The 23,464-nt window shown below is 41.4% G+C and carries 24 protein-coding genes and 1 riboswitch; of the genes, 11 read left to right on the forward strand and 13 right to left on the reverse strand.

Annotated features, from left to right (window positions below; translation table 11 throughout):
* Positions 1–335: Rrf2 family transcriptional regulator (locus tag HMPREF0549_RS01375; RefSeq protein ID WP_003716461.1), on the reverse strand; the 335-nt coding region annotated here is incomplete at its 3' end.
* Positions 336–499: 164 nt separating this feature from the next.
* Here HMPREF0549_RS01375 and HMPREF0549_RS01380 point away from each other — a divergent pair.
* From HMPREF0549_RS01380 to HMPREF0549_RS01395, 4 genes are read left to right on the forward strand one after another with little or no spacing between them, the layout of a single operon-like run.
* A complete protein-coding gene (locus HMPREF0549_RS01380) occupies positions 500–1,405 on the forward strand; it encodes a glycine betaine ABC transporter substrate-binding protein (protein ID WP_003716462.1) in 906 nt (301 codons plus the stop codon).
* A gap of 22 nt (positions 1,406–1,427) precedes the next feature.
* Entirely contained in the window at positions 1,428–2,093 is a 666-nt protein-coding gene (locus tag HMPREF0549_RS01385; protein ID WP_003716463.1) for an ABC transporter permease, read from the forward strand.
* Complete coding sequence (locus tag HMPREF0549_RS01390; protein WP_003716464.1) at positions 2,068–2,838, forward strand: ABC transporter ATP-binding protein; 771 nt, start codon at positions 2,068–2,070, stop codon at positions 2,836–2,838. Before HMPREF0549_RS01385 ends, HMPREF0549_RS01390 begins: the two co-directional genes overlap by 26 nt.
* A complete protein-coding gene (locus tag HMPREF0549_RS01395; protein WP_003716465.1) occupies positions 2,831–3,466 on the forward strand; it encodes an ABC transporter permease in 636 nt (211 codons plus the stop codon). The genes HMPREF0549_RS01390 and HMPREF0549_RS01395 overlap by 8 nt, the downstream gene beginning before the upstream one ends.
* Positions 3,467–3,508: 42 nt before the next feature.
* On the opposite strand, the gene HMPREF0549_RS01400 is transcribed toward HMPREF0549_RS01395, so the two are convergent.
* The gene (locus HMPREF0549_RS01400) at positions 3,509–5,437 is read right to left on the reverse strand and encodes an elongation factor G (RefSeq protein WP_003716466.1); all 1,929 of its coding nucleotides are present in this window, start codon (positions 5,435–5,437) and stop codon (positions 3,509–3,511) included.
* Between the two features lie 9 nt (positions 5,438–5,446).
* Complete coding sequence (locus HMPREF0549_RS01405) at positions 5,447–5,911, reverse strand: universal stress protein (RefSeq protein ID WP_003716467.1); 465 nt, start codon at positions 5,909–5,911, stop codon at positions 5,447–5,449.
* Positions 5,912–6,117: 206 nt separating this feature from the next.
* Here HMPREF0549_RS01405 and lplA point away from each other — a divergent pair, with 206 nt between their 5' ends.
* Both lplA and HMPREF0549_RS01415 read left to right on the forward strand, forming a co-directional pair.
* Positions 6,118–7,131: a lipoate--protein ligase gene (gene lplA / locus HMPREF0549_RS01410; RefSeq protein ID WP_040530684.1), complete on the forward strand. Its 1,014-nt coding sequence runs from the start codon at positions 6,118–6,120 to the stop codon at positions 7,129–7,131.
* A 98-nt stretch (positions 7,132–7,229) separates the two neighbouring features.
* Positions 7,230–7,694, forward strand: a complete 465-nt coding sequence (locus HMPREF0549_RS01415; RefSeq protein WP_003716469.1) for a hypothetical protein — start codon at positions 7,230–7,232, stop codon at positions 7,692–7,694.
* Between the two features lie 517 nt (positions 7,695–8,211).
* Here the strand turns inward: HMPREF0549_RS01415 and HMPREF0549_RS01420 are convergent.
* From HMPREF0549_RS01420 to HMPREF0549_RS01430, 3 genes are all read right to left on the reverse strand, one after another.
* Complete coding sequence (locus tag HMPREF0549_RS01420; RefSeq protein ID WP_003716470.1) at positions 8,212–9,378, reverse strand: MFS transporter; 1,167 nt, start codon at positions 9,376–9,378, stop codon at positions 8,212–8,214.
* A 148-nt stretch (positions 9,379–9,526) separates the two neighbouring features.
* The gene (locus tag HMPREF0549_RS01425; RefSeq protein ID WP_003716471.1) at positions 9,527–10,384 is read right to left on the reverse strand and encodes a hypothetical protein; all 858 of its coding nucleotides are present in this window, start codon (positions 10,382–10,384) and stop codon (positions 9,527–9,529) included.
* 9 nt (positions 10,385–10,393) lie between these two features.
* Positions 10,394–10,807 carry a helix-turn-helix domain-containing protein gene (locus HMPREF0549_RS01430; RefSeq protein WP_040530688.1) on the reverse strand — a complete coding sequence of 138 codons (414 nt, stop codon included), beginning with the start codon at positions 10,805–10,807 and terminating at the stop codon, positions 10,394–10,396.
* A gap of 117 nt (positions 10,808–10,924) precedes the next feature.
* Between HMPREF0549_RS01430 and HMPREF0549_RS01435 the strand changes: the two genes are divergently transcribed.
* Positions 10,925–11,905 carry an alpha/beta hydrolase gene (locus tag HMPREF0549_RS01435; protein WP_050754844.1) on the forward strand — a complete coding sequence of 327 codons (981 nt, stop codon included), beginning with the start codon at positions 10,925–10,927 and terminating at the stop codon, positions 11,903–11,905.
* Positions 11,906–12,112: 207 nt separating this feature from the next.
* Positions 12,113–12,472, forward strand: coding sequence for a DUF1304 domain-containing protein (locus HMPREF0549_RS01440; RefSeq protein ID WP_003716474.1), 360 nt, complete (start codon positions 12,113–12,115; stop codon positions 12,470–12,472).
* 85 nt (positions 12,473–12,557) lie between these two features.
* Here the strand turns inward: HMPREF0549_RS01440 and HMPREF0549_RS01445 are convergent, their stop codons facing one another.
* The 6 genes from HMPREF0549_RS01445 to HMPREF0549_RS01470 form a co-directional block, all read right to left on the reverse strand.
* Positions 12,558–14,528 (reverse strand): cation:proton antiporter, encoded by a 1,971-nt coding sequence (locus HMPREF0549_RS01445; RefSeq protein ID WP_003716475.1) that lies wholly within the window; start codon positions 14,526–14,528, stop codon positions 12,558–12,560.
* A 34-nt stretch (positions 14,529–14,562) separates the two neighbouring features.
* Positions 14,563–14,904 carry a magnetosome magnetite crystal formation protein family gene (locus HMPREF0549_RS01450; protein WP_040530691.1) on the reverse strand — a complete coding sequence of 114 codons (342 nt, stop codon included), beginning with the start codon at positions 14,902–14,904 and terminating at the stop codon, positions 14,563–14,565.
* Between the two features lie 41 nt (positions 14,905–14,945).
* Positions 14,946–15,602, reverse strand: coding sequence for an energy-coupling factor transporter transmembrane component T family protein (locus HMPREF0549_RS01455; RefSeq protein ID WP_003716477.1), 657 nt, complete (start codon positions 15,600–15,602; stop codon positions 14,946–14,948).
* Positions 15,586–16,986 carry an ABC transporter ATP-binding protein gene (locus HMPREF0549_RS01460; RefSeq protein WP_003716478.1) on the reverse strand — a complete coding sequence of 467 codons (1,401 nt, stop codon included), beginning with the start codon at positions 16,984–16,986 and terminating at the stop codon, positions 15,586–15,588. The genes HMPREF0549_RS01455 and HMPREF0549_RS01460 overlap by 17 nt, the downstream gene beginning before the upstream one ends.
* Before the next feature lie 5 nt (positions 16,987–16,991).
* Positions 16,992–17,549, reverse strand: coding sequence for an ECF transporter S component (locus tag HMPREF0549_RS01465; RefSeq protein WP_003716479.1), 558 nt, complete (start codon positions 17,547–17,549; stop codon positions 16,992–16,994).
* Between the two features lie 62 nt (positions 17,550–17,611).
* Positions 17,612–17,701, reverse strand: a riboswitch (TPP riboswitch).
* Positions 17,702–17,750: 49 nt separating this feature from the next.
* A complete protein-coding gene (locus tag HMPREF0549_RS01470) occupies positions 17,751–18,707 on the reverse strand; it encodes a nucleoside hydrolase (RefSeq protein WP_003716480.1) in 957 nt (318 codons plus the stop codon).
* 121 nt (positions 18,708–18,828) lie between these two features.
* On the opposite strand from HMPREF0549_RS01470, the gene HMPREF0549_RS01475 reads away from it, so the two are divergent.
* The 3 genes from HMPREF0549_RS01475 (at position 18,829) to HMPREF0549_RS01490 (ending at position 22,176) form a co-directional block, all read left to right on the forward strand.
* Entirely contained in the window at positions 18,829–19,824 is a 996-nt protein-coding gene (locus HMPREF0549_RS01475; RefSeq protein WP_003716481.1) for an NAD(P)/FAD-dependent oxidoreductase, read from the forward strand.
* A 445-nt stretch (positions 19,825–20,269) separates the two neighbouring features.
* On the forward strand, positions 20,270–20,917 hold the full coding sequence (locus tag HMPREF0549_RS01485) for a L,D-transpeptidase (RefSeq protein WP_003716482.1): 648 nt from the start codon (positions 20,270–20,272) through the stop codon (positions 20,915–20,917).
* A 23-nt stretch (positions 20,918–20,940) separates the two neighbouring features.
* Positions 20,941–22,176: a D-alanyl-D-alanine carboxypeptidase family protein gene (locus HMPREF0549_RS01490; RefSeq protein ID WP_003716483.1), complete on the forward strand. Its 1,236-nt coding sequence runs from the start codon at positions 20,941–20,943 to the stop codon at positions 22,174–22,176.
* Between the two features lie 528 nt (positions 22,177–22,704).
* Here HMPREF0549_RS01490 and HMPREF0549_RS10075 read toward each other — a convergent pair.
* Positions 22,705–23,464, reverse strand: a 760-nt coding sequence (locus HMPREF0549_RS10075) for an LTA synthase family protein (protein WP_003716484.1), incomplete at its 5' end; no start/stop codon positions are given.

The following is a 23,464-nucleotide window of genomic DNA, read 5'->3' on the forward strand; positions in this document are numbered from 1 at the left end:
AATTCGCTAAGGGTTGTTTGAATGTTGCCACCAACAATGCAATCAGGATTAGTCTTAGGATCAATTGCAAAAAGGTGCTGTTCATCCTCGACCGCAAGGAAAACGTCATAGAGGGAAATATCCTTTGGTTCACGCATTAGCTTAGGGTCAGCCGAACCATGGACAGTTTTGATCAATCCGGCACTCCGTAATTTTCCCATCAATCGGCGAACTACTACTGGAGAAGTTTCAATACTTTCGGCGATGTGTTCACTACTTAATGGTAATTTACCCTTGTAGGTTTCAATAAAAGCGAGAATATGGATACTATCGCTAAAACGAGTTGAGATTCTCATGTTAATTACTCCTTTTCTGTATAACTAATTGTAACAGCTGGTGTTACAATTATCCAGAAGAAAGTCATTTGTATTTCTTGACAACATATTATCAGTAATATAAGCTTAGAATTATAAGTTTGAACGATGAAACTGTTTAAGTTACTAATCATGGAGGCAGAAGAATGACAACTCGTTTAAGGAAGTTGATTACTAGACTAGCTTTGCTTGGCATAATGATTTTGGTTGGTAGTAGTATTCCAACGACCATCAGTGCAAGCAGTAAGCCGATTATCGTTGGTTCTAAGAGCTTTTCGGAAAGTAAAACAGTTAGTGAAATTTACGCATTAGCATTAGAACATGCTGGATATAAGGTAGTGCGGAAACCAAATATCTCTAATTCTGTTGTTTTCCGTGCAGTCAAGACTGGGCAGATTGATGTTTATCCAGAATATACTGGAACAATTGTCGAGGCGTACCTAAAGAAAAGTGCTAATGGTAAGAGTGCTTCACAGATGGCATCATTAGCACAGAATGGTGTAAAGAAAGATGGTCTAGTAACTTTTAATTATGCACCAGGAGATAATCGTCAAGGGATTGGAATGCGGACGAGTGTTGCTAAAAAATATAATATTAAGACGTTAAGCGATCTCCAAAAAAATGCTAGTCATATTCGGTTTGTTTCCCAAGGAGAGTTTGATAAACGGGCAGATGCGTTACCAGGGATGAATAAGAAATACGGGAAATACAACTTTAAGTCCCATAAGGATTACGATGACAGCTTAAAGTATAAAATTATGTCACAAAATAAGGGAGACGCAGCACCGGTTTCTACTACGGACGGTCAGCTTGCTACTAGTAAGTTTACCCTATTGAAAGATGATAAAGGACTGTGGTCGCCATATAATCTTGTTCCACTAGTAAATAAGAAGGCAGCCAAGAGTCACCCAAAGATGGAAAAGGCTTTGAACCAGGTTGATGCTAAGTTAACTACCAAGCAGTTGACTAGTCTTAATAAAAAAGTTGATGTTGATGGTCAAAACTATAAGACAGTAGCGAAAAATTGGTATAACGAGCACGTATTGAATTAGTAGATGGGTCGTTTCAAAGAAATTGGGGAGTGACGTTTTGGTATCGCAAATTATTCATTATTTTCAAACGGACAGTAGTCAATACTGGTTATACGTTTGGCAACATATTTACCTTAGTGGGATTACATTGGTAATTGCAATGGCGATTGCGTTGCCGTTGGGGTATATTGGTTCGCGGATCAAGACAGTAGCAGCCTTTTGTACTGCTTTTTCCCAGGTATTACGGATTATTCCGAGTTTAGCGTTACTCTTTTTATTAATTCCGTTTATCGGAACGGGGATGACTCCAGCATTGATTGCACTTGTTGTTTTGGCATTACCACCATTATTAATCAACACAATTCTCGGCTTTAACGAGGTTAGTCCATTATATAAGGAAGTTGGCACTGCCTTAGGAATGAGTCGTCAACAGTTGCGGCGACAAATCGAGATCCCGCTTGCCTTACCCTATATTTTGAATGGGATAAAGTTAGCCCTTGTTGAAATCATTGCGAGCGCCACTTTAGCTACTTATATTGGTGCTGGCGGATTAGGAACATTAATTTTTACCGGATTGGGATTATACGATATGACCTATGTTGTTATCGGTGGAGTTAGTGTGGCGATCCTGGCGTTGCTTTCAATGGCTGGATTTGATTTTTTGATTAGGAGGGCCCGGCGGTATGACGAAGCCAGTTATTCAATTTAAACATGTTCAAAAACAATTTGGCAAAAATGTGGTAATTCCGGACTTGAGTTTTGAGATCAACCAAGGAGAGTTTGTGACCATCCTTGGTTCTTCCGGTTCCGGCAAGACAACGACCCTTAAAATGGTTAATGGCCTCTGGAAGCCGAATGCTGGAGAGATCCTGATTGATGGTCAAAAAATTAGTGATCTTGATCTAGTACAATTACGTCGTCATATGGGTTACGTTGTTCAGCAGATCGGGCTTTTTCCTCACATGACGATTGCGGAAAATATTGCAGTAGTGCCGAAAATGCTGCAGTGGGAGCAGTCAAAGATCGATCAGCGGGTGAAGGAATTACTTGCTTTAGTTCAACTCGATCCAGCAAAATATGCTAATCGGTACCCTAGTCAACTTTCCGGTGGACAGCAACAACGGGTTGGCGTTGCTCGGGCATTAGCTGTTAACCCGCCATACGTTCTTTTTGACGAACCTTTTGGGGCCTTAGATGCTCTAACGCGAATTGAATTACAAAAAGAAGTTAAACGAATTCACGAATCGCTAGCAAATAAAATCTTTATGTTTGTTACCCATGATATTAATGAGGCATTCTTCCTGGGCCAGAGAGTGATGATAATGCACGAAGGACGAATTGAGCAGTTTGCAACACCGGGAGAAATTATTTCTCATCCAGCAACTCCTTTTGTTAAAGAACTTTTGGGAACAGTTCAACAGAATCAAGAGCTCTGGAGGCAGTATCATGATTGAGTATTGGAAAATTAATTGGTCAACGATGCTCATCGACTTGCAACAACACGCTGTGATGGTTCTGGCTTCTTTAGGAATTGCTCTGGTGATTGCGGGAGCCATGATCCTGTTATTGATGCACAGAAAAAACTGGTTGAATGGGTTAACCTACTTTTTTTCGTTGCTTTATTCAGTTCCCAGTTTTGCCTTTTTTGCCCTCTTATTGCCTATTTCCGGTTTAGGAATGCGCACGGCAATTATTGTCTTAACAATTTATTGTGAGTATGTTTTATTAAGAACCTTCATTACTGGTATTCAGGAAATCGATCCAGCATTAATTGAGGTTGCTAAGGGAATGGGGATGACAAGAAAGCAAGTGTTCTTTAAGGTTCAGCTACCTCTTGCAACACCTGCCATTTTCAGTGGACTCCAAGTCGCCTTAGCTTCAACAATGGGAATTGCCACAATTGCGGCTACGATTAATGCTGGTGGATTAGGACAGCTACTATTTGAAGGTCTCCAGTCACAGCAGGTTGTGCCTATTTTATGGGGAACATTGTTAACAGTTGTGCTGACGCTCTTGTGTGCCGGAATCTTAAAGCTAATTGAATGGTTGCTAATTCATCGTTGGCGAGCGGTTATTGGTTAAGTGGCTAAAAAACGAGACCTGAAAATTATTTCAGGTCTCGTTTTACTTATCTGTCACATGAGCCATTGATGGGACTTGATCCCACTTAACAGGGTAGCCAGCACCATGAGCACAGAAAACAGAATCAGGAGTGTTAGCCAAATCAGCGGTCGGGTTATAGTTTGCTTTTGTAATAACCTCGTCAGCGTTATGACACTTTTGGTAGCCACTAACTGTTAATTCAAGCTGCCCCTGTCCATGAGTATATGCTCGAACTACTGATGCGTACTTGCGCATCTCAGTGACTGGGGCAGTCCCGGTAATAACGGTGGTAGATGAATTTGAATGATCATCGTTAAGCTTAAATGTACCGGCCATTTGCTGAATATCGTTAATTGCGCGACCAACTTGTTCCTGGCTAACAGTTAACCTAAATTGGTACCAAGGCTCAAGTAGTTCACAGTTACCAGACTGTTTAAGTTCCATCAGTCCTTGACGAACGGCGCGGGATGTTGCCTCACGAAAATCCCCGCCAACAGAATGGACAATACTTCCACGACCGTTAATTAGGGTGATCTTGACATCTGTTAACGGCGCACCAGTTAAGACGCCCCGATGTTCCTTATCCCGTAAGCTGGTCATTACCTGTTCTTGCCAATTATGGTTAAGGACATCAACACTACACTCGTTAGCAAAGGACAGCCCGCTTCCTGGTTTGCCAGGTTCAAGTAAAAGGTGAACCTCAGCATAGTGTCGTAGCGGTTCAAAATGGCCAATGCCGATTATCTTTGAAGTAATGGTTTCCTTATAAAGAATGTTTCCTTCATCGAAGCTGATACTGATTCCGTAGCGCTGATCAAGCAGTTGTTGAATGGTTTCGAGTTGGACTTCTCCCATAATTTGAAGATGAATTTCCTGAAGGTGTTCCGACCATTGAACGTTAAGGTGGGGCTCTTCATCCTCTAGTTCTCGTAACGCTAATAAGCATTTATGGGGATCGGTGCCGTTTAAATTAACTGCGTAACTAAGAACTGGTTGAATTTCGTTGAGTGGCAGATCATCAGTAGTTCCTAATCCCTGACCCGGAAAGGTTGTGGTAGGACCAGTAATTGCACAAACTTCACCAGCTGAAATCTTCTGAACAACGGTAAACTTAGCACCATTATAGACGCGTAATTGGTTAGCTTTTTCATTTGGAATCAGTTCTTCCTTTGCCTTAAAACTGCCGCCAAGAACCCGAATCCAGGTTAGGCGCTCTCCCTTATCGTCATGAGAAATCTTAAAAACTCGTCCCTGAAATTCCGTCGGCAGTGATGGTTCAACGGTCCACTTAGAAAAGCCAGCAATAAAGTCATCAATCCTCGTTAATTTAAGGGCTGCACCAGAATAAATTGGAAAAATCTTCCGCTGGTTGATTAATTGCTGAATGGTGTTATCACTGATTTCACCGGATTCAAGGTAATCACTTAAAACTTTATCATCAGTCATTGCGATTACTTCAATTGTGTCAGCGGTTAGCGGTTCAGAAAATGATAGGCAGGCGGGAGAAAATTCTGACTGTAATTCTTGAACTACTTGAGCAGGTTCGGCACCAATGACGTCTGTCTTGTTGATGAAAATAAATGTTGGAACTTGGTATTTCTCTAGGAGACGCCATAGTGTCCGGGTAGAGCCTTGGATTCCATCGGTTGCTGAGACAACTAGAATAGCGTAGTCAAGAACAGGGAGCACTTGTTCAGTTTGCCCCGCAAAATCAACGTGTCCCGGGGTATCAAGCAAAGTGAGGTGAAAGTCGTCATAATTGACGCTTGCTTGATGGGAAAAAATAGTGATTCCGCGTTGCTTTTCAAGGGTGTTTGGATCAAGAAAAGAATCACCATTATCAACCCGTCCCAGTTGTCGTTGCGTTCCTCCACGGTAAAGAAGAGCTTCTGAAAGGGTGGTTTTTCCTGCGTCAACGTGTGCGACAACTCCTGCAACGATATTTTTCACAAGTGCCTCCTAATTGTTATCTTCTGTCCGAACAACGAGAACATCACAGAGGGCGTTACGGTTAACGTAATTGGTAACCGAACCAAGGACAAACCGCTCAACGCTTGAAAGTCCGGTCGTTCCAATGACGATTAGATCGTTATGGTGATCTTTAGGGAAGTCTTTAGCAATGACCTGTTTAGGATTACCGAAACGAATATGGATACTAACATCAAGAAGCCCCATTTTCCAAGCGCGCATCTTAAGATCCTCTAACCGTTCTTCAGTGGCTTGAACTAAACTATATGTTTGATCGCTACTGACGGTTTTATCGGTAATGTAGCCATCTGTAATTTGGCCTATTTGCTCAATTGTGAGAAGATCCAAGTGGGCGTGATTTTGTATTGCAGACTTAACGGCTGCTGTTAGTACGGGGATGGTTGCCTTTGATCCATCAATTGCCGCAACAATGTTTTGATATTGCATATCCTTCATCGAACTTACTTCCTTTCGAACTCTTTACTTTAATTATAAATGTTTATCTTAAATCGTAGTTAATAAAAAATATAATTTTACTAAAATTAATCCCTATGATTGAAAACGGTTGCAAATAGGACTAAACTTTAAAGGTAGATTAAAGGACAATTTACCGAATTTAGTCTAATAATAGTTAGAATCTTCACAAAGGAGTTGCAGTTAATATGCGATATGTTTCAATGACTTCCCATAATATTGGGATGAACTTGGCAACCGAACAGTATTTGATGAATGATAAGGATTTTGGTCGGGAACCACTAGTTCTTTTTTACTACGAAGAACCATGCATCATTGTTGGGCGGAACCAGAATACTCTTGAAGAAATCAATCACGATTACGTTAAAGAGCATAACATTCGGGTAACCCGGCGGCTTTCTGGTGGTGGTGCCGTTTACCAAGATCTCGGAAATCTCTGCTTTAGTTTTGTTGTCCCAAGCGATAGTGAAGAATTTGGTGACTTTAAGTCCTTTACCCAACCAATTGTTGATGTTTTACATAAAATGGGGGCAACGACTGCTGAAGTTAGTGGACGGAATGATATCCTAGTTGATGGTAAGAAGTTTTCTGGCAACGCAATGTACTCACGGAATGGCAAGACGTTCTCTCACGGGACATTGATGTTGAACGTTGATTTGAGCGTTGTTGCAGACGCCCTCCATGTTGCCAAGGATAAGATCGCATCAAAGGGAATCAAGTCAGTTCGGTCACGGGTTACTAACCTGCGTCCATTCCTTGATAAGGAATATCAGGACATTGATGTTCCAACTTTCCGTGATGATTTGATTAAGGGACTCTTCCACGTGGATAGTTTAGACGAAATTAAGGATAAGCAATACGTGGTTACTCCAGAAGATCAAAAGGAAATTGATAAGATTTATGAACAGTACTATAACAACTGGGACTGGGTCTACGGCAAGTCTCCTGAATTTACTATTAAGCGGCGGAAGCACTTTGACATGGGGACAATTGATGCCCGGTTTGATGTTAAAGACGGTGTGATTAAGAATGTAAAGTTCTACGGTGACTTCTTTGGCCCGCAAGATATTAGTGAATTAGCGGCCAAGCTTAAGGGAGTTAAGTATGATCATGACGCAATTGCCAAGGTCTTGAATGAAAATGGTACCCAGCAATACATTACTGGTATTCCAACGGATCAAATTGCGGATCTATTAGCTTAATTGAGCTTTACTGTGATCTTTAGTAAAATGTGGTTGATTGATCATTTCCGGATGGTGGATTAACCACATTTTTTTGATCCGGTAAGGAGAGACGGAACATGAAATTAACAGTTGCAGATTATTTAGATCAGGTTGTTGGTAACAAGGTACTTATTACCGAAAACGAAACAACCGCATCAAAGGTTCAACAAAAAACAACATTAAAAAAAGCAATAGAAACAGTGATCGATGCATTAGATACAGGGCATTTAGGAAAGTATCAAATCACTATTAGGGTTAAGAAAGGTGATCCAGTGATTTTTCATCTTGATACCAACCTGATCAATATTCCAATGGCAGAAGCTGAGCGGTTAGATGGCAAGCTTTTGGATAAGGAGATTAGCTACCCGGTGAACCTCTACATGGTAATGGAGAGTGAAGATGTTAATAAGTCTGGGCTACGGATCGATGAGTTAGCCAACGAAACTGACCTGGCAGGAAACATCGATCCCCTTATTAAGAGGCTTCAAGAGTGGCTTGCTGAGCACCTTGCCGATGTGATGGAAGCACGAGCAGACGCATAAAACTTGCGCAATTGGTCCATTCGTGTTAAATTATTCTTTGCGATGAGTCGAGAGGTCTGGTAGCAACCCAAATGGCTACCATAAGACATTTCGAACGTGGGGCACATAACTCACCGGATTGTGAGGTGCCTGGAAGTAGTCGGAGTGGACACCGACTAGTTTCCTGAGATGGTATCAATACACGGAGCTAACCTAGAGTTGTTAATACAGCTCTAGGTTAGCTTTTTCTTTTCCCTTAATTGCTAGCTTTCTCTTCTGGAAGGGCTTACAATGAAGATGAGGGGTGATTGAAATGAGAGAATGGTATTTCTTTGGTTACTTTGTTTTGTTCGTTCTTCTGTTATTCGCATATTGTACGTTTGTCCACTAAGAAAAGGCTGAAAAAACATTTCGTTTTTTCAGCCTCTCACTATTATTTAGTAGTTTTCGAATTTACCGAGTCTAATCGCGGGAATCCATATAAGATCACTCCGTTTCGCAACCAGGCTCTTAAATGGGTTAATTCCCAGCTTATTTTTTAAAAACGCATCCCCGTATACTTCTTACTTAGAACCAGGACAAGGATTGTTGCGGCAAGACCATAAACCGCACCAACGTAGCCTAAGTTGCGCATTGGCAAAAAGGCAACAGCTTGGGACGCGGTGAATGAGCCGAGAGAAATCCCAATGTTGGCGAAGATTGAGTTAAGGGATGAGGCAAGGTCTAATGACTGCGGATATTCCTTTTCAGCAATGTCGAGGAACATTAACTGGGTTGAAGAACCATAGGAGGAGAAGGCAATACAAAGCAATGCAACGATGATGATGGCAATCCATTTGAATGATAGCAACGGTCCAAATAGGAGATAGAGAATCGTCATTGCAATATAAATTCCGCCTAACCGGTGAATCCCACCATTATCAGCAATGTAGCCACCAAACTTATTTCCGATGATAAAGAAGATCCCCATACCGAACAGCAGCCAGTTTAGCCAGGTATTACTAAATCCCATTTCGTTAGTGATTAATGGCCGGATGTAAGTGTAGATAGTGTAATCAGCAGCACAGACTGTAACAATGAAGACAACCCCGAGCAGAACCCGTGTGTCCTTTAAAAGAGTGAATTGTTTGCTTAGAGTACTCTTGAATTGTGGGGTGTCTTTTGGGACCAGCCAGATTAAAGAGACAAAGACAAAAATTGTTAGGCCAGAAATCATCCAGAAACTGTCGTGCCATGAGAAAGTAGTACTGATCACCGTACCGATTGGAATCCCAATAACGGAGGCAATACTAAAGCCGGCAAAGACCCAGGAGACCAGGCTGGCCCGCTTTTCCCGTGGTGCTACAAAACTAGCCATTACTAACACGATTGAAATAATTGCTCCGGCAACAGTAGCCGTTAATACTCGTGAGAAAAGCATTGAAATAAAGTTGCTAGCAAGAGCAGTCCAGGTATTGCCGATAAAAAATACCACCATCAAGACAAGCAAAACGTGGTGTCGTCGCCAGCGGTTCGCGAGTGATGTAATAATTGGGGTGAAAATAGCATAAACAAGTGCAAAGACAGTTACGAGCAGTCCAAGCGTTGATAATGAATCATGATATTGGTGTGCAATATCGGGAAGAACACCAACGATCATGTATTCATTACAGCCGAGCATAAACGCAACAAACACGAATAAAATTGATTGAAGACGGTACTTCATTGTATTTAACCCTTACTGATCGACAGAATGCCGGACAGTTTTCCTTTCCTTAAAAATTTCAAACTTGCAATATTGTATCGAATAATAACTTGAATTACTAGGGAATACAAAAAAAAAGACCCGCCACTAAAAAGTTTGCGGTCTTTAATTACTTTGCGAGATAAATTTGCTCGTCGATTAAGTCGAATGAATGAAGTTGCCGGTTAACCTTTTGCAAAGCTTCATCCTGACTTAATTGGGCATTATGCCAGAAAATCTTTGAATTAGTTGCACCATTCTTCTCACCGATTACTAGAAGGTTAATTTCTGGGTAATCTTTTCTGAGAAGTTGGAGAACTTCCCAATCCGTTTCCTGCTTGTCTGGTGCCCAAGACATAATGACGTATTTAACTTGATTACCATATTTTTTAATTGCCTCGATAGCATCTAACTTCTCAATTTGGGTGACGGGGTGTTTTCCGGTTTCATTCTCTTTTGTCCAGGCTTGACTATCCGTAGTGAAGATTTTTTCCGAAGCGTTATTATTCCGGATCCCCTTAGAGATATAGCCGTTTCCAGCCATAATTTCGAGAACTGGTGCACCATTTAAGTATTCCGCTAATGCCTTGGCGAAGGGAGCATTGACGTATGACCACATGCCATAAGTATCTTCAAGGTAGTCACGAAAATTGCGGAGGGCTTTATCTAGCTTAGGAAGAGCGGCTGAATATTTATTCCATAAAGCGTCACCCCGTGGATCGCCCTTTGGATAATGCTGGTTAACGTACGTGAATACTTGATCTTGAATGTCATCAGGAAGAAGAAGGTGAGGTAATGGTTGTGGTAAAAGGCCGTTTTTAAGCAACCGGTCACTTTCTAAGGCATTATTAATTAAGAATTTAACCTCTGGAAAAGGATCAAATAAGTCACGATATTGAGTAAGTTCTTCAATATATTTGGGCTGTTGGAGAACTTTCTGGGCCTTCTTAATCCGCTTCTTAAGCTTCTTTAGTTGCTTTGGATTCATAATAGCTCCTTACTTTAACTTCAAATTAAGCTGTTCTTGTTTTCCGTAGAATTTATCTGTATCAAGACGGTTATTCCGTCCCTTTAAGTAGCCATCGATCAGTTGGAAAATTTCGTAACGGTCATCGCTACTAATATCTGTTTGATTAAAGGTTAAATTGCGGGCGGAAATTAATAGTTTAGCAAGGTCAAAGTCATCTCGATCTGACTTCCCGGTAAGGTAGTCAAGACTGACATCAAAAAACTCGGCTAGCTTACGAGCTTCAATGTAAGATGGTGTCCGGATCCCCCGTTCCCAGTTACCAATTTGTGAAGCAGTATTTGGCTTTTCGTTAGGACCGAGATTCTGATTGAGGTGTTCAGCTAATTCTTTTAATGTGATCTTTTGCCCTTTACGTAAGGCGCGTAATCTTTCTGGAAACATCAAGTCACTCCCTTTAGTACTAACCTTTATTTTAACATTGGAAGCCACGTTTCGTGGAAAAATGTGCAATTAAAAATATTCTGTGATAAAATCATGACCGTTAACAAAAAATGCAACATGGGGTTAATTATTTTGAACTTACAACAAAAGAAACAAAAACATTGGGTCCGTCGTGGGATAATCACGGTGTTAGTGGTGCTTGGAGTTGCACTTTTTGGTGCAGGATCTTATTTTTTCCACGTTGGGATGGTTCCTGGTCATAAGTCATTTGTTAAGAATAATCAGCGAATCGAAAAGAGTGATCCGTTATACACCCAAAAAATGTGGTTTAAGCATGCCCAAAAACAACATTGGACAATGAAATCTGTCACTAAGAATTACCGGTTGGTTGCGGATTACATTCCGGCAAGTCATAAAACGACTAAGAACGTGGTAATTCTTCATGGCTTTATGGGGAATAAAGAAAAAATGGGCGAGTATGCAGCGCTGTTTCACCAGATGGGGTATAACGTTCTAGTGCCGGATGCCCGCGCTCATGGTCAAAGCCAGGGAAAATATATTGGCTATGGCTGGCCGGAACGTTATGACGTTCGTAAGTGGACTCAAAAACTAATTGCACATAATGGTCAAGATAGTCAGGTTGTAATTTATGGTGTCAGCATGGGTGGAGCTACGACGATGATGACGAGTGGAATCCATATGCCGAAACAGGTGAAGGCCTATGTTGAAGATTGCGGGTATAGCAGTCTCAATGATGAGCTTAACTATGAAGCGGGGAATCTATACAATATTCCAACGCCAATTCGCTGGCCATTAGTTAAGACGCTCAGTTTGATCAACCGAATTCGTAACGGCTTCTTTACTGGTGAGGCTAGTTCCGTTAATAGTTTGCACCATAATCATTTGCCAATGCTCTTCATCCACGGGAGTAACGATCATTTTGTTCCAACCAATATGGTATATGCCAACTATCGAGCTACTCAAGGCCCTAAGCAATTATGGGTCGTTAACGGTGCTTCCCACGCTTCTTCCTTCGCCCACTCTCCTCAATCCTACCGCCACCATCTTGAAAGGTTTTTGGGGAGGTATGTAAAATAGAGTGTGAGCCGTGACGAATTAGCAACTGAGCACTAGGAAATCCCGGACGATGATTGTTTACAATCAAGGACGGGATAGCTAGGCGGAAGTTGCGGTCACGGCGAACACGTTTTGACTCTGTGACAGTAGAACCTCATCTAAGTGGAAGCCCATTTCAACAATGTTATAATTAACAGTCGAAGCAAAAACGGATAGGAGAAGCAAAAATTGGGAATTGCATTTGAAATCGTTACAATCTTAATTGGAATTGAACATCTAGGGATTATGGTGCTAGAAATGTTTGCTAGCCCTGCAAAACAAGCCAAAGCATTTGATATGGAAGAATCTTTTCTTCGCCAAAAGGCTGCAAGAACTTCAATGGCTAACCAGGGAATCTACAACGGAATGCTTGGAGTATCGTTGATTGCTAGTCAGTTTATTTTCCTGGGGATGACTGCGATTATGGTAGGTCGTTTATTACTTATTTTCGTTGCAGTTGTTGGGTTATATGGCGCCTTAACCGCTACAAAGAAAATTTGGCTATTCCAATTTATTCCAGCAGTAATTGGGCTGATTTTATCGCTTTAAATAACTGAAGAAGCTGGGAATCAAGCAGAGCCCTAGTGTCTAGTTACGAACGGACTCTTAAAAAGCTTGATTTCCAGCTTCATTTTTATTCCATTGACTGAACCATTACAAGTTCATCGGTTGAAATTTGTTCATTGAGCGCATTAGCAAGTGATTGAGAAAACTTGCCATCAGCAAGGCACTGCTGAACATATGAGTGCTCAAACTGAAATGCTTCAACAAAGAGAGCATTCATCCTGTCAGCGTCAACTTGTGAATCACGGTTAAAGAAGTGGGCTCGCTGAAGATAAGCACGGCGAATCATTGTAATTTCATTGACGTTCTTTGGCGTTTGAATTGTATCAAGGAATTTATTAACCTCTTGATTAAGAAGGTTAAAGACAGCCTTAAATGATAAGAATTGGTCGGGATGAAGCTGGTGTTGTTCAAGCTGACGACGGTGTTGGGCTTGAACTTTACCGTTACGGTGCCGGATAATTCGCCATTTGATTCGGTGAATAACAGTCGAGACAAAGGACATAAAAGTGTGGTTCCCGGTATTATAAATTGAACGGGCGACAATTCGTGAATACCATTCAGCTTGCTTTTCAGAGATCTTTTCCTCTTCAGCAAGTTGCTCAATAATTTCCAATTCTAGTTGGTGAGATTTCCGGGCAATTTTCTCAAAAACAACCGAATTAATCCGGTAATATTGGGTCATTTGACTGCTTAACTGATCCATGATGATCGCTTTTTCAGCCCGATCCTCGGTATTTGACTTTAGTTCATTGATTGCATATTGAACTGTTTTGACGAGGGCATCATGAAATTCCGTTGCACTGTAGTCATTAGCTTTTCGTGGAAGCATTATTGGAAAGGCAATTGCCCCGACGATAATACTAGTTAGGATTACCAATGCCGAGATGAGGATAATTGAATTCCGGAAGGCAAATTGATGACCGCTAACAATAATCGGCAGGGAGAAGGCTAAAGAAAGCGTGATGGTCCCGTGAACGCCTCCCAAAGCAAGTAACCAACTATCACGGTTAAGTTCTTCCTTTGGTGAATGCAGGTTAACTAATCGCCAGCGAGCCCAAGCATACCGAAGAATTAACATTATTAAGAAAAGCATTACCGAGAGACTAATTAGTTTTAAGAGGTTAGCTGGTGAAGTTCGTCCAATTACTTGGGGGATTAAGAGCCCTAAAAGAACAAAGACAATTCCATTGAGGGCGTCACTAATGATTGTCCAAATTGTCTTTGTTGCCATTTGAACTTTGGCGGAGGTTAGGCGTAACCGATCATAGAGGATACTATGAACAACCCCCGCGGAGACAACCGCTAAGATCCCGGAAAAATGGCATTCTTCAGCTAGCCAGTAAATAACAACCGGAGTCATAACGTTAATTGGGATCACAATTGAACCAATATCAACGTGTTGACTCATCAATTTCATTCGAAGAGTAATCAGAAGGTTGCCTAGGATTGCCCCGAAGATGATCCCACCGAAGAATACGTAAGAGAAATACCAAATTCCGTGGGCAAGTGAAAAGGTTCCAGAGGTAAAAGCGGCAAGTGCGAGGTCTAACAGTACGATTCCTGAAGCATCGTTAAAGAGGGATTCAACTTCCAAAGTCGTATTGACATTTTCAGGCATCATTACGTTAGTAGTTAACGATTTTACAGCAACGGCATCGGTTGGTGTAATAATTGCCGCTAGCATAAAGGCGAGGGGCAGAGTAAATAGCTTGGGAAAGGCTAAATGAAGGGTAGCACCGATAATAATTACCGCAACAAGCGCAAAACCGACACTTAGCGACAGGATATTTTTAACGTTTTTTGATAAAACCCTAAATGACTGATTTTGACCATCATTAAACATCAATGGGGCAATAACCGCCATCATGAATAACTCTGGATGCATTGTGAAATCAGTGGCGGTGGTTGGCAGGGATGCCATTAGAATCCCGGCCACAATCTGGTAGATTGATAACGGAATTTTCGGATAAATTAGGTGAATAATATTAGCGATAACGACGGCAGCCAGTAATAGAAAGATTGTAAAAATAATGTTCATTTACTTACTCAACTCCTTCTAAAAGACTGCTAAACTATTCACGACCCAGAAGAACCTTCACTGCCATTGCAATATTATAAATATAGAGGATTAACGCAATTAACAGGGCAAAAGTTAGTAGGATCCCGCTGAATGCGCCCAGATTAGCAATCATTGAATGCCAAGCTGCTACGCTAATAAATAGGAAGCAGAAGATAATGTATAGTAGTGGGAAAATTTGCGTCCAAAAGGCTAACTTAGCCTGGCGTTTAACCCAAGGATTATCGCTTCCGGCAACAATCCAGACAATTAGTGGAAAAATTACTGGAAGAAAAAGAATACTGAGGTACGAAAGGGCCCCAATGATTCGTTTGGATAAACTAATATCGTTATTCATAGTGAAAAAATCTCCAATCATTTTTCTTCATTATGCCTGATCTATTGCGGGAGTGCAATTAGCAGAACCTGGAGAATAATGATGCTAGTTATTAGGATTGCCCAATCAGACCAAGAAATAGGAATTTGGACAGCGAAAGTCCGTGGCTGCCCTTCACGAAAACCGTGAGTCTCCATTGCCTGAGCTAGTTGATCCGACCACCTAATGGCTGAAAGAATTGCTTTGAAGTAAAGAATTGGCGACCACCAATGAAGATTAATTCCGCGCATTCTTCCGGCAACCCTAATTGAAATAACGGTTCGTTTAATTCGTGGCAAAATATTTAACGCTGCTAAGGTACCATAGGCGAACTTACTGGGAAGATGACAGTTCTGTTCTAATGATCGCGCTAGGGTAAGTGTTGAGGTTGTGAAAGTCATTACTCCGCCAGCAAAAACATAAACGTAAAAGCGACTTACCATACTCCATCCAGTAAGCCAACTATGTCCTGGACCATATCCGCCAATAGTGATGAGAACCGCAAGCCCAGGGATTACGGGGATTAGCATTAGCCATATAAAGCGACGCCATGTTAGGTGGTGACAGAGGAGAACGACCAAAAGACAGACGATAAGGATTAGGTTTACATAGAGCTGATTTGTAAAGCTAATCTCGAGTGAAATAAGGAGAAGGAGGAGAAGTTTAATGCTGGGATTCATTTTGTGGCCCTCCTTGATATGAAAGCTGCTGATTAGTAAGACTAAGGTGATAATCAACCACGCTAGCTAAGTGATCTAATTGGTGACTCACAATTAGCAAGGTTTGTGGAAAGTGTTGCTTGCTCTGTTCAATAAGGGTCAGTAACTTCTGCAATGATTTATGGTCAAGGCCTGCAAATGGCTCGTCCATTAGCAAAATTTCCTGTCCCATTATTAGCATGACAAGGTTTTGAATAAGTTTTCGCTGGCCGCCACTCAGTGAATAAATAATTCTTTGACTAATATCAGGCAGACCGACCATTGCTAAAAGTTCCTTTGCTGTTTTGGAGGTTAAAAATGGGTTATGACCATTTTTGATGCTTAACATTAGTTCTTCACCGACAGTAACGTTTAGGAATTGTTGATTGGTTTCTTGGAAGATTAAACCGACTTTAGAATAATATTTCCCGGGGAATATTTTTTGAATGTTTTGATCCTTATACGTTATTTCTCCTTGGTAGGGAGTTAACTTAGCAATCGATTTAAGAAGAGTTGATTTTCCCGCACCGCTAGCACCAGTTAGTAAGGTAACTTTGTTTTGAATAATATTTAAGCTGGTGGGCTTAATAAGGGAAGTTTGATTACGACTTATAGCATAGTCTTTTAACTTCATAACGATATTAGCAGTTAGCGGGGGAATTTTGGTGATCAGCTTGCTACTATGCTGGTGGTTAGCATTTTCTAACAGTGTCAAGATATTTTGCGGTGAAAGAAGTGTGGCTTTAGAGTCGTGGAACTGAACAACAAGCTGGCTAAAATTTTGGTAATTATGGAGATCGTGCTCGCTGATAATGATTGTTGTGCCATTTTCATTTTGAAGCTGGGTTAGTTTTTGAAGGAGAAACAGCCGGTTAGCTTCATCAATACTTGAAAAAGGTTCATCGAGTAAAATGATCTCTGCTTTCATTGCAATTGTAATTGCCAACGCAACCCGCTGTAATTGACCACCGGAAAGGGTAGTTAGTTTTTGCTGGGAAAGCTTTTCTAAACCAACAAAGGCCAGGGCATCCCTTGCCTGCTTGTTAATTTCTTCGTGAGGAATTTGAAGATTCTCTAGGGTAAATTCTAATTCATGTTGTGGGGTATCCATTGTGAATTGCATTGCTGGATCTTGAAAGAGCATCCCAATCCGTTGCCCATGGGGAATGATGACTTTCCCTGAACAGTTGCCACCGTATTTTGGAAGTAGGCCAGCGATCAACTTTAACAGGGTAGTTTTTCCACTGCCAACGGGTCCGCTGAAGATGATTGAAGTATGAAGTGGCAACTCAAGGGAGACGTCGTTAAGGATCGGCTGGTCACCTTTATATGAGAATGTCAGATGTTGAATAGCTATTGATTCCATTCATTCTACCTCGAAAGAACGTGACTTCTGTTTAACAGGTTAACGATGAGTTTAACGAGGACACCGGTGAAGAAAAACATTGATAGCCAGCGAACAATTAACATCACAATTAACATTGAAAATGGGAAATGGCTGTAACCATTCCGGAACCAATCCCAGGCAAATGTCAGAATCGTGGTAGTTGTTGCGGAGAGAAGTAATGTTACCCAATTGTATATTTTATAAAGCGTTAAGGTAAAACCAAGTTCGGTCCCGATTCCTTGAACCAGACCCGAGAGCAGGGTGGTTACGCCCCATTGATCACCGAGGAGCATTTCCACTACGGCACTGAGAAATTCACCGAGAAATGAGGCACCGGGAAGGCGGAGCATAAAACCAGCTAACGGGCCAGCCATACACCAAATCCCTAATGTAATATCGTTAGCCATTGGTCCATAGCCAAAGGGAGTCAAGGCAATTGTTAAACCGTTATAAAGCAGGCCAGTTGCTAAGTAGATTACTCCAAAAACGATTCCGATGATTGCTAAGAGAATAATATCTTTTAAGTGAAATTGATGAAACATAATGATTCCTTTCTTGGGGAAAGAAAAAGAACCGTGACAAAAAATGTCATGGTCCCTTAATTGGTTGATTAAAAACGCGCTTCCTTCGCTAGTATTATCTAGACAGGTTCAATGGGTCTAATCTCAGCCAAGTGGCACCCCAGACAAATGATTTTCTTTTGTTACTATCATACAACAAAAACAGATTCTTCGACAGTTAATTTAGTGATTGGCTAAAAGATTAGTCAGGTGGTTCATAAAGACGGGAACGAATCGTTCTTGGTTAACGTTAATTGCAACCTTAACATTTGGATGGGGTTCATTTAACCGCATCTTATCGCCGATTGTCCGGGCATAATTATGTTCGCTAGTAATAACTTTCATTGGCAGAGCAAGGGTGGTTACAAATGATGGGTCAATTGCCACGCCGACTGCCAGCGGATCATGAATTGCACAGCCAAGCTTATCGATCCCTAACCGATAGTAGGCATCAATGTAGAAATCAGTGAGTTCAGCATAGGCAATTCCAGCCGGTGTTCCCAAATTACGCCACTGCTGAGTTTCTTTTTTTGTGAGGAGTGTCCGCAAAGTAACATCAAGGCCAACCATTGTGATTGGTAATTGACTGGTAAAGACCTCGTTAGCAGCTTCAGCGTCTTGATTAATATTGGCCTCAGCAACTTCACTAACATTTCCTTCGACTGTCAACGCCCCGCCCATTAGAGTAACATTACCGATTAAGCGACTGATCTGCGGATCCCGATGTAGTGCAGCAGCAAGGTTTGTCAATGGACCAGTCGGAACGACAATGAGGTCTTTACTGTACTGATGAGCCGCTTCAATGATAAAATCAACACCGTCTTTAGTTTGAACTTGGTGACGCGGTTCAGGAAGTGAAATATCACCGATTCCGTTATTTCCGTGAATCTCCTTGCTGACTTGCATGACTGTAAAATGATCAGTAGTGCTTGAGTGGCTAAGTCCCTTAAAAACGGGGACGTCTTGGCCGAGTAATTCAAGCAGCTGTAATGAGTTCTTAGCGGTTTGCTCTAATAAGTTATTACCGTAAGAAGCAACAACTCCGATTAAGTCAATGTTGGGGTCAGCAATTGCATACGCAAGAGCTAACGCATCATCGACCCCTGTATCTAGATCCAGGATCATTTTTTTAGTGGCCATGATATTTTCCTCCAGTTAGCTAGTTTATGTTAATGATAGCTAAATGATGCTGGCCCCGCAATTTTAATTTCAGCAAAAATCAATTACAATAAGAAAAAAGAATAGAGAGGAGCCATGGCGAATGGCAAAAATGTATGACATTACAATTATTGGTGGCGGACCTGCAGGAATGTTTGCGGCCTTTTATTGTGGACTCCATGAATTAAACGCCCAATTGATCGAAAGCTTGCCCCAACTTGGCGGCCAAGTTAATGCTCTTTATCCGGAAAAACAAATCTGGGACGTTGCAGGACTTCCAGGAGTAACGGGACACGAATTAGTAAGTCAGCTGCAAAAGCAACTTGCGGTAGCTCCGGTTGACCAGTTTACAAATGAGACCGTTGAGGATGTTGTAAAGGAAGCAGACGGGACATTTACGGTTAAGAGTGCTGGCCGAGTTTCTCATTCCCGGGCAATTGTGATTGCCTTAGGAAATGGCGCATTTAAGCCCCGAAAATTGGCTCTTGATGGAGCAGATGAGGTTGAGGGCAACCAGCTTCACTACTTTGTTACTCACCGTGATGACTTTGCTGACAAACGAGTAGCGGTTTTGGGTGGCGGTAATTCAGCCATTGATATTGCATTAATGCTTGAGCCCATAGCTAAGCAGGTCTCGCTAGTTCACCGTCGAGATCAGTTCCGCGGGATGGAACATTCTGTTTCACTTTTAAAGCAATCAAGCGTGAACTTGGTTACACCGTTCTTACCAAAGGAACTTCAGGTGGAAGACGATCAATCTGTCACGTTGAAGTTAAAGAAGATGCGTAGTGATGAAATGACAAACTTGAACGTTGATCGGATTGTGGTTAACTATGGTTTTACGTCAAATAATGCGGCACTTGATCAATGGTCGCTTAATTTAGCTGCTGAGCGAAACCTGATTAAGGTTGATTCAACGATGCAAACAAATATTGAAAATGTTTATGCAATTGGGGATGGGATTACCTATCCTGGAAAGACAGCGTTAATTGCGACTGCTTTTGGTGAAGCTCCGACCGCAATCACGGCCCTTGCTAAGAAACTTTACCCGACTAAACGGCTAGCAACTCACAGTTCATCAATGAAGATTGGAAAGTAACTACTAATTTTAAGAACATTAAAATAGATCAAGAAATAATTTAAAAAGGTAACAGATGTTGAGAATAATCCAAAATTTAAAGAAGATCCCCCATGTGATGATTGCTAATTGAAAATGGCAAAGATCATAGATGATTATGAGAGAAATAAAGAGGATGTTTCCTCGCAGAATATCTTTTGACCATTTATGGGTGAGAATATATGTCCAAAGATTGTTAAAAAGGTTACTGATACTTTGCATAGAGCTGATCTCCAATTACATTAAGTTAGCACAAATCACCGCAACAATAAAAAAGAAAATTGCGGTAAGGTAGCTGATCTTCAAATTTTGACGCATTCTGTTACCTCTTATTATTCATTTAAAATACGATTGATTATCTAATAGTCTATAATATAATAGAAATGATTTTATTGGTAGTTGAATTAAAAGGGGTAAGGTAAAATTAATGAAAAGAAGTAGATACGTTATTTATGCGTTATTCTGCCTAATAATTGCTATTTTTGGTGTTCATTCAAGCTTAAAGACTAGTGCGAACGATCAGGGGAGCACGGCGGCCACTACTGTTACAAAAACAGTTGCTCAAAAGCAATCATCATCTAGTTCTAGCAGCCAGATGCGGACACCAATTGATTGGCGAAAGTCTTCTGAAACAAAGGCATACCCTGATCTGAGTAAGGTTAAGCACTTGTGGATCAAGGTCAATTTAAAGACTAACCGCACCTATTTATATGATGGTAATCATGTGATCTACACAATGTATTCAACCGGTGGGATTTATAAGAAAGATCCTAAAACAGGTAAAATGAAGAGTATGACACCAACGGGTACTTTTTATGTTCAACAGGAACGGGGAAATAGTTTTTACAATGCGCGATTAAAAGAAGGAGCTAATTACTATACTTCCTGGTTAAATCATGGAGAATACTTGTTCCACAGTGTTCCAACCAATGCGGACGGATCATACAATAAAAAAGAAGCTGCTAAATTAGGAAAATCCACGGGCTCGCATGGCTGTATTCGGTTATCAGTGGCAGATGCAAAGTGGATGGAAGAGAATTTGCCGGTGGGCACAAAAGTTGAAATAGTTGGTTAAATGCAGCTGATTGGAGAATAAAAATGAAAAAGGTTATCGCTTTTCTTTCGACATTGTTACTGATGATTTGTTGTGTGGTTGCAAGACCGCAAACAGCATCCGCTGCCCAAATGATCGATAGTCGATCGGCAATTATGATCGATGCTGATACGGGGCAGATTATTTATCAGCAAAATAGTGAGGAAAAGCTACCGATTGCTTCAATTAGTAAGCTGTTAACAGTAAGCGTGATTGAAGATGAAATTAACCATCACCAGCTTTCATGGAATACTAAAGTAAAGATCAGTAAAAAGATCGCTGAGGTTTCTAATGATTCAAACTATTCTGCAATTGGGTTACAAGCTGGACAATCATACACGGTGCGGGAGCTTTTCAATGCAACGTTGATTAAATCTGCTGATGGGGCGGCCTTAGCATTAGCAACTGCTGATGGAAGTACCATCAAACAGTTTAACGAAAAAATGCAAAAGAAGGCTCGACAGATAGGAATTACCGATGCCACAATTGTTAATCCAGTTGGGCTGAAGAATGGTGACCTGAAAGGGCTGAAGCAAGCGGGAATCAGTAACAATGCTGAAAACTCGATGACTGCACGTGATGTTGCTTTGATGTCGCAGTACTTGGTTAAACACTATCCAAGTGTTCTAAAAGTTACAAGTCAGCCTAAAGCCCAATTTACGATTGCCAAGGGGAAGACAAAGGAAGTTGAAAATCTTAATAAGATGCTTTCAGGTGGCAAATATACCGTTGACGGTGTGCAGATTGATGGTTTGAAGACTGGAACTTCTGAGGCTGCCGGAGCTTGTTTCGCTAGTACGGGGAGTTACCAGGGGCATCGACTGATCACTGTTGTTCTTCATGCTAACGGTAAGGATAAGGATGCTCGGTTTACGCAAACGCAGAAGTTGTACCAGTACTTTATTCAAAATGCCCACCAACAAGTGCTAACACTGAATAAAAAGCAGTCGCAAAAGCGGGTTTCTAATGGTACTAAACGGATGCTAACTGTTGGACCTCATTCGTTTACAGTATGGCAGATGCAAAAGACTGCTCAGTACACTATTCAGCCTCGTTATTACAAGCACTTAACTAACCATAAAGCAAGGTTGAACGCACCAGTTAAGAAGGGTGAACGACTCGGAACCATCGCAGTTACCGGCTCTGACATCAGAACCGTCGATAATAAGCCGGTCACTATCCCACTACAAAGTACCGAAACAATCAACCGCGGAAACCTTTGGCAGAGAATTTGGAATTAAATAGAGTGTGAGTCGTGACGAACTAGCAACTGAGCACTAGAAAATCCCGGACGATGATTGTTTACAATCAAGTCCGGGATAGCTAGGCGGAAGTTGCGGTCACGGCGAACACATTTTGACCATGTTGCCTAGAATATTAGCTCTAGCAAGTTGAGTACGTTTCTACTTTGCCATAAAATTTTAAAAACACCGGACTACAATTTTAATTGTAGTCCGGTGCTTTTTGCTTTGTTATGTAGTTAAGTTTTTATATCATTGTCAAAACGTGCTTGCCAGGGACTTACTAGAGCTAATGTGTCCTACTGCAACTTAGTCGAAACGCGTTCAGCCTAAGCTCCCTCAAGATAACGACCTCTCTCCGCAGTAGCTGACTGAACTTTATATCCATAAAGTTCTAGTCAGCCTTGCGAGGGTTCACAGACGAAAACAAGTTTTCTGGTTCACCGCTTAGGCGCAAGTCGCCCTCGTCGAGAGAAATCGTTATCATCCGGGAGCTCTTTACGTCTTCACGCTCTGCTGACTCACACTCTACTTGTTATTCCCATCCGGGTTAGTAATTTTGATTCGGTTAGAATCGGTTGAGGAGTGATTTTGTTCAGGAGCGTCGGTTGAGTAATCATCAACGGTTGAACGATCGCCGTTCTTTGAGAAGATGCTGGTTGACTTATCTCCTAATTCCTTTTCGATTTGTTTCTCACGCTTCAAACCATTGGAATAATTGTAGTCCGCAGGGTTAACTTTCTTGAAGCCCTTTGGATGGTAGAAACGAAGAAGGTTCTTTTCGTTTAAGGAATCGGAAAGTGATAATTCGGTATTAACAAGTTTATGATTCTTCTTTAGCTGTTTCTTTTGCTTTGCAGTTAATTTAGCAATTTTACCAGTCTTATTATCGTAAATTGTTCCGCTAATGCTGGAGAAACGTGGGGTCACAAAATCATGATTACGGAAGGCAACGACCTGACTGTGCTGACTAGAGAAGAGGTCGGTACCAAACTGGATATACCGCTTGGTGCTAATTCCAAGAAGGTGAAGCAGGGTCGGTAGAACATCAACTTCGCCACCATATTGGTGATAAATTCCTCCGTGGCCGCCAGAACCAGGAATGACAAACATTAATGGTACTCGTTGAAGTTGAGTATTATCAAAGTCTGTCCAGTCATCTGGGTTACGATCAAGGGCAGTTGCTAAAGCCTTGTTTTCAGAATTTGAAATTCCGTAATGGTCACCATAAATCATGATCACTGAGTTTTTATCTAACCCGGTCTTTTGCAGGTAAGCAAAGAATTCA

The sequence above is a fragment of the Limosilactobacillus vaginalis DSM 5837 = ATCC 49540 genome, assembly GCF_000159435.1.
GTDB lineage: Bacteria > Bacillota > Bacilli > Lactobacillales > Lactobacillaceae > Limosilactobacillus > Limosilactobacillus vaginalis.

Bases quoted from the DNA above. Each gene is read 5' to 3' on its own strand.
- HMPREF0549_RS01435 (WP_050754844.1), top strand. From the start codon at position 10,925: ATGGGGTTAATTATTTTGAACTTACAACAAAAGAAACAAAAACATTGG.
- HMPREF0549_RS01415 (WP_003716469.1), top strand. From the start codon at position 7,230: ATGAAATTAACAGTTGCAGATTATTTAGATCAGGTTGTTGGTAACAAG.
- HMPREF0549_RS01485 (WP_003716482.1), top strand. From the start codon at position 20,270: ATGAAAAGAAGTAGATACGTTATTTATGCGTTATTCTGCCTAATAATT.
- HMPREF0549_RS01390 (WP_003716464.1), top strand. From the start codon at position 2,068: ATGACGAAGCCAGTTATTCAATTTAAACATGTTCAAAAACAATTTGGC.
- HMPREF0549_RS01380 (WP_003716462.1), top strand. From the start codon at position 500: ATGACAACTCGTTTAAGGAAGTTGATTACTAGACTAGCTTTGCTTGGC.
- HMPREF0549_RS01430 (WP_040530688.1), bottom strand. From the start codon at position 10,807: ATGTTTCCAGAAAGATTACGCGCCTTACGTAAAGGGCAAAAGATCACA.
- HMPREF0549_RS01405 (WP_003716467.1), bottom strand. From the start codon at position 5,911: ATGAAGGATATGCAATATCAAAACATTGTTGCGGCAATTGATGGATCA.
- HMPREF0549_RS01470 (WP_003716480.1), bottom strand. From the start codon at position 18,707: ATGGCCACTAAAAAAATGATCCTGGATCTAGATACAGGGGTCGATGAT.
- HMPREF0549_RS01395 (WP_003716465.1), top strand. From the start codon at position 2,831: ATGATTGAGTATTGGAAAATTAATTGGTCAACGATGCTCATCGACTTG.
- HMPREF0549_RS01490 (WP_003716483.1), top strand. From the start codon at position 20,941: ATGAAAAAGGTTATCGCTTTTCTTTCGACATTGTTACTGATGATTTGT.
- HMPREF0549_RS01425 (WP_003716471.1), bottom strand. From the start codon at position 10,384: ATGAATCCAAAGCAACTAAAGAAGCTTAAGAAGCGGATTAAGAAGGCC.
- HMPREF0549_RS01465 (WP_003716479.1), bottom strand. From the start codon at position 17,549: ATGTTTCATCAATTTCACTTAAAAGATATTATTCTCTTAGCAATCATC.
- HMPREF0549_RS01445 (WP_003716475.1), bottom strand. From the start codon at position 14,528: ATGAACATTATTTTTACAATCTTTCTATTACTGGCTGCCGTCGTTATC.
- lplA (WP_040530684.1), top strand. From the start codon at position 6,118: ATGCGATATGTTTCAATGACTTCCCATAATATTGGGATGAACTTGGCA.
- HMPREF0549_RS01450 (WP_040530691.1), bottom strand. From the start codon at position 14,904: ATGAATAACGATATTAGTTTATCCAAACGAATCATTGGGGCCCTTTCG.
- HMPREF0549_RS01420 (WP_003716470.1), bottom strand. From the start codon at position 9,378: ATGAAGTACCGTCTTCAATCAATTTTATTCGTGTTTGTTGCGTTTATG.
- HMPREF0549_RS01475 (WP_003716481.1), top strand. From the start codon at position 18,829: ATGGCAAAAATGTATGACATTACAATTATTGGTGGCGGACCTGCAGGA.
- HMPREF0549_RS01460 (WP_003716478.1), bottom strand. From the start codon at position 16,986: ATGGAATCAATAGCTATTCAACATCTGACATTCTCATATAAAGGTGAC.
- HMPREF0549_RS01455 (WP_003716477.1), bottom strand. From the start codon at position 15,602: ATGAATCCCAGCATTAAACTTCTCCTCCTTCTCCTTATTTCACTCGAG.